Source organism: Streptomyces sp. NPDC057616 (genome assembly GCF_042800575.1).
Taxonomy (GTDB): Bacteria; Actinomycetota; Actinomycetes; order Streptomycetales; family Streptomycetaceae; genus Streptomyces.
In genome coordinates, this window is record NZ_JBHVGU010000089.1 from 1 (window position 1) to 4,732 (window position 4,732).

General features: G+C 71.2%; 3 protein-coding genes. All 3 read left to right on the forward strand.

The window, feature by feature from the left end; translation table 11 throughout:
• On the forward strand, positions 1–402 hold a 402-nt coding region (locus ACFU97_RS46000), incomplete at its 5' end, for an alpha-glucosidase C-terminal domain-containing protein (protein ID WP_384269268.1).
• 94 nt (positions 403–496) lie between these two features.
• The gene (locus ACFU97_RS46005) at positions 497–1,891 is read left to right on the forward strand and encodes a phosphotransferase (RefSeq protein ID WP_384269271.1); all 1,395 of its coding nucleotides are present in this window, start codon (positions 497–499) and stop codon (positions 1,889–1,891) included.
• 23 nt (positions 1,892–1,914) lie between these two features.
• Positions 1,915–4,635, forward strand: coding sequence for a 1,4-alpha-glucan branching enzyme (gene glgB / locus ACFU97_RS46010; protein WP_384269273.1), 2,721 nt, complete (start codon positions 1,915–1,917; stop codon positions 4,633–4,635).
• The last annotated feature ends 97 nt before the right edge of the window (positions 4,636–4,732 follow it).

Below are 4,732 nucleotides of genomic sequence, written 5' to 3' on the forward strand. Positions count from 1 at the left end.
CTCTACCTGCCGACCATCATGGACCCCGTCTACGGCTACCAGGTCACCAACGTCGAGGCCTCGATGTCCTCGCCCTCGTCGCTGCTGCACTGGACTCGCCGGATGATCGAGATCCGCAAGCAGAACCCGGCCTTCGGCCTCGGCACCTACCGGGAGCTCCAGTCCTCCAACCCGGCGGTGATCGCGTTCCTGCGCGAGTACGAGGACGATCTGGTGCTCTGCGTGAACAACTTCTCCCGCTTCGCCCAGCCCACCGAGCTGGACCTGCGGGCGTTCAACGGGCGGCACCCGGTCGAGCTGTTCGGCGGGGTGCGCTTTCCGGCCATCGGTGAGCTGCCGTACTTGCTGACCCTCGGCGGGCACGGCTTCTACTGGTTCCGGCTGCGGAAGGACTCGATGTAGCGCCTCGGAGATCCCGGGATGGGGCGTTTCTCCTGCCCCACCCGGGGCACGCATCAGTAGCACCCCGCCCACCCGGGGAAAGGAATGTGACACCATGGCGGAAACTGTCACACTTTCCAGCACGACGAGCCCTGGCCTGCTCGCGTCCCTGGATCCACTGCTCAGGGAGTGGCTGCCACGGCAGCGCTGGTTCGCGGGCAAAGGACGTCCGGTCACCGGATTCTCGCTGGTCGCGGCCACGGAGCTGCTGCCGGTCGACAGCAGGGTGGGTCTGTACCACCTCCTGGTGCGCGCCCATCAGCCGCTCACGATCGGCGCCGAGCCCCACCCGGGTGACTGCTACCAGCTGCTGATAGGCGTGCGCGAGGCGCTGCCGCCCCGGCTGGCGCCCGCGCTGATCGGACATGTCGAGCAGGGCCCGCTCGCCGGACACACGGTGTACGAGGCGCTGTACGACACCCGGCCCGCCGAACTGCTCCTGGAGGCGCTCCGCTCCCAGGCCCGGATCGGCGGGCTCCGTTTCGAGCGGGAACCCGGCCGCGAGATCCGCACCGGGCTGGTTCCCCGTGTGGTGACCGCCGAGCAGTCCAATTCGTCGGTCATCTACGGAGATACGTTCATCCTGAAGCTGCTGCGCCGGGTCGTGCCCGGGGTCAACCCCGACCTGGAGCTGCCGCTGGCGCTCGCCCGGGAGGGCTGCGCCCGGGTGCCCGCGCCGACGGCGTGGCTGCGGGCCGAGCTGCCGGAGGAGCAGGAGCCGTACGTGCTCGGCGTCCTCCAGCCCTTCCTCCAGGGCGCGACGGACGGCTGGGAGCTGGCGCTGCGCGAGCTGGCCAAGGGCGAGGACTTCGCCGCCGAGGCGCGGTCGCTGGGCCGCGCCACCGCCGAGGTGCACACCGCGCTGGCCCGCGCGCTGCCGACGGTGACGCTGGGCCACACGCAGATCCGGCTGCTGGCCGACGGCATGATCGAGCGCCTGGAGGCGGCCGCGCAGGCGGTGCCCTCGCTACGGCCGTACGCGCCCGCCCTGCACTCGGAGTTCACGGCGCTGGCCGATCTGGCCGCGGAGGGCCAGACCTGGACCGCGCAGCGCATCCACGGCGATCTGCACCTCGGACAGTGCCTGCGCTCGCCGGCCGGCGAGTGGTGCCTGATCGACTTCGAGGGCGAGCCGTCCCGGCCGCTGGCCGAGCGGCGGATGCCGCAGCCCACGGTGCGGGACATCGCGGGGATGCTGCGCTCCTTCGACTACGCGTCCCACTCCGCGCCCGCGCCGGCACCGGACTGGGCCGACGCGTGCCGGGCCGCGTACTGCTCCGGGTATGCCGAGGTCAGCGGGCGCGACCCGCGCACCGACCCGGTGCTGCTGCGTGCCTTCGAGACGGACAAGGCGATCTACGAGGTCCTCTACGAGGCCCGTCACCGTCCCGACTGGCTTTCCGTACCGATGGCGGCGATCGAGCGTTACGCCATGACAGACCTGACCTGAACTGTGCCGAGGAGGCGCCGCCCGTGACCCCCCGCCCCACGTCCAGCGGTTCTGATCCGAAGAAGGCCGCGAAGGCCACGGAGAAGGCGACCGAACCCGACAAGCCGGTCAAGAAGGCGGCCGCGAAGCCCACCGCCAAGAAGGCGGCCACGAAGAAGGCGACGACGGCGAAGAAGGCCGTCACGAAGAAGGCGACGGCGAAGAAGGTGGCCGCGAAGAAGGCCACCGTGACGACGGCCGCCGCCGGGAAGGCCACGGCCAAGAAGACGACGGCGAAGAAGGCCGCCGCCAAGAAGGCCGCCGTAACCTCGGCAGCCGCCGAGAACCCCGCCGTGAAGAAGACGGCGGCGAAGAAGGCCGCCGCCAAGAAGGCCGCCGTCACGACGGCCGCCGCCGAGAAGCCCGTCGCCAAGAAGACGACGGCCAAGAAGGCCACCGCCACGAAGGCCGTGGCGAAGAAGAACACGGCGACGAAGGCCGCCGCAAGGAAGACCCCGGCCGAGGTACCGGCGGGGCAGACCCCGGTTGCCGTGGCGAACCCCGCCGCGCCTCCGGCGGACCCCGCTCTGGGGGCCGGTGACCGGGAGAGGCTGCTGGCCGGGACCCATCACGATCCGCACACGGTGCTGGGCGCCCACCCGGTGTCCGGCGGGGTCGCCTTCCGGGCGTTCCGGCCGTACGCGCTGTCCGTGACCGTCATGGCGGGAGACCTCAGGGCGCAGCTGCACGACGACGGGGACGGGTTCTTCTCCGGCCTGCTGCAGCTGGCCGAGGTCCCGCCGGGGTACCGGCTCCTCGTGACGTACGAGGGCTCGCAGCGGGAGACCGAGGACGCCTACCGCTTCCTGCCCACGCTCGGCGAACTCGACCTGCACCTGATCGGCGAGGGCCGGCACGAGGAGCTGTGGAAGGTCCTCGGCGCGCACCCGATGACCCACCAGGGCGTGCCCGGCACCCGCTTCTCGGTGTGGGCGCCGAACGCCCGCGGCGTGCACGTGGCCGGCACCTTCAACTTCTGGGACGGCACCGGGTATCCGATGCGCTCGCTCGGCTCCTCGGGTGTTTGGGAGCTGTTCGTGCCCGAGATCGGCGAGGGCGAGCTGTACAAGTTCGAGATCACCCGCCCCGACGGCTCGAAGACCCTGCGCGCCGACCCGCTGGCCCGGCGCACCGAGGCCCCGCCGAACACCTCGTCCGTGGTCACCGCCTCCCACCACGAGTGGCAGGACGGGGCCTGGATCGAGCAGCGCGGCGAGCGGCCCGCCCACGAGGCGCCGTTCTCGGTCTACGAGGTCCATCTCCCTTCCTGGCGACCGGGACTGACGTACCGCCAACTCGCCGAGCAGCTGCCGGCGTACGTGAAGGACCTGGGCTTCACCCATGTCGAGCTGATGCCCGTCGCCGAGCATCCCTTCGGCGGCTCCTGGGGCTACCAGGTCACCGGCTTCTACGCCCCGACGGCCCGGCTCGGCACCCCCGACGACTTCAAGTACCTGGTCGACGCGCTGCACCGGGCCGGCATCGGCGTCCTGATGGACTGGGTGCCGGCGCACTTCCCGCGCGACGACTGGGCGCTGGCCGAGTTCGACGGCCGCCCCCTGTACGAGCACGAGGACCCGCTGCGCTCCGCGCACCCCGACTGGGGCACGCTGGAGTTCGACTACGGCCGCCGCGAGGTGCGCAACTTCCTGGTGGCGAACGCCCTTTACTGGTGCCGGGAGTTCCACATCGACGGCCTGCGTGTCGACGCGGTCGCCTCCATGCTCTACCTCGACTACTCGCGCGAGCCGGGCCAGTGGGTGCCGAACGAGCACGGCGGCCGGGAGAACCTGGACGCGGTCGCGTTCCTCCAGGAGATGAACGCGACGGTGTACCGTGAGGTGCCCGGTGTGGTCACGATCGCCGAGGAGTCCACGGCCTGGGACGGCGTCACGCGGGCCACCCACCACCGGGGCCCGGGCGGCTTCGGGGGGCTCGGTTTCGGCCTGAAGTGGAACATGGGCTGGATGCACGACTCGCTGGACTACATGAGCCGCGAGCCGGTGCACCGCAAGTACCACCACAACGAGATGACGTTCTCGATGGTGTACGCGTACAGCGAGAACTACGTGCTGCCCATCTCGCACGACGAAGTGGTGCACGGCAAACGGTCGCTGGTGTCGAAGATGCCCGGCGACTGGTGGCAGCAGCGCGCCAACCTCCGCGCCTACCTGGCCTTCATGTGGGCCCACCCGGGCAAGCAACTCCTCTTCATGGGGCAGGAGTTCGCCCAGGGCGCGGAGTGGTCGGAGGCCCACGGCCCGGACTGGTGGCTGCTCGACCCGGCCTACGGCGCCGAGGCCGACCACCGCGGGGTGCGCGACCTGGTGCGCGACCTGAACACCGTCTACCGGCACACCCCCGCGCTGTGGCAGCGGGACATCGACCCGGCCGGCTTCCAGTGGATCGTCGGCGACGCCGCCGAGGACAACGTGTTCGCGTTCCTGAGGCTCGACGCCGACGGCGCCCCGCTGCTGTCGGTCTCCAACCTCTCCCCCGTCGTCCGCCGCGACTACCGGCTCGGCGTCCCGGACGACGTCCAGGCCTGGCACGAGACCCTCAACACCGACCTCGCCCGGTACGGCGGCGGCGACGTCACCAACCCCGACATCGTCAAACCGGAACCCCAGGGCTGGCACGGCCGCCCGGCCAGCATCACCCTGACCCTGCCGCCGCTCGCGACGGTGTGGCTGCGGCCGGCCTAGCCTCCCGCGCGCGCTCGGCAAGGAGTCCCCCCCCGCCCGGCGCCATTGTCCACCACCCCGACCAGCCCAAAGAAAGGCCCAAAGGCCCAGGGGGAGG

Bases quoted from the DNA above. Each gene is read 5' to 3' on its own strand.
- ACFU97_RS46005 (WP_384269271.1), top strand. From the start codon at position 497: ATGGCGGAAACTGTCACACTTTCCAGCACGACGAGCCCTGGCCTGCTC.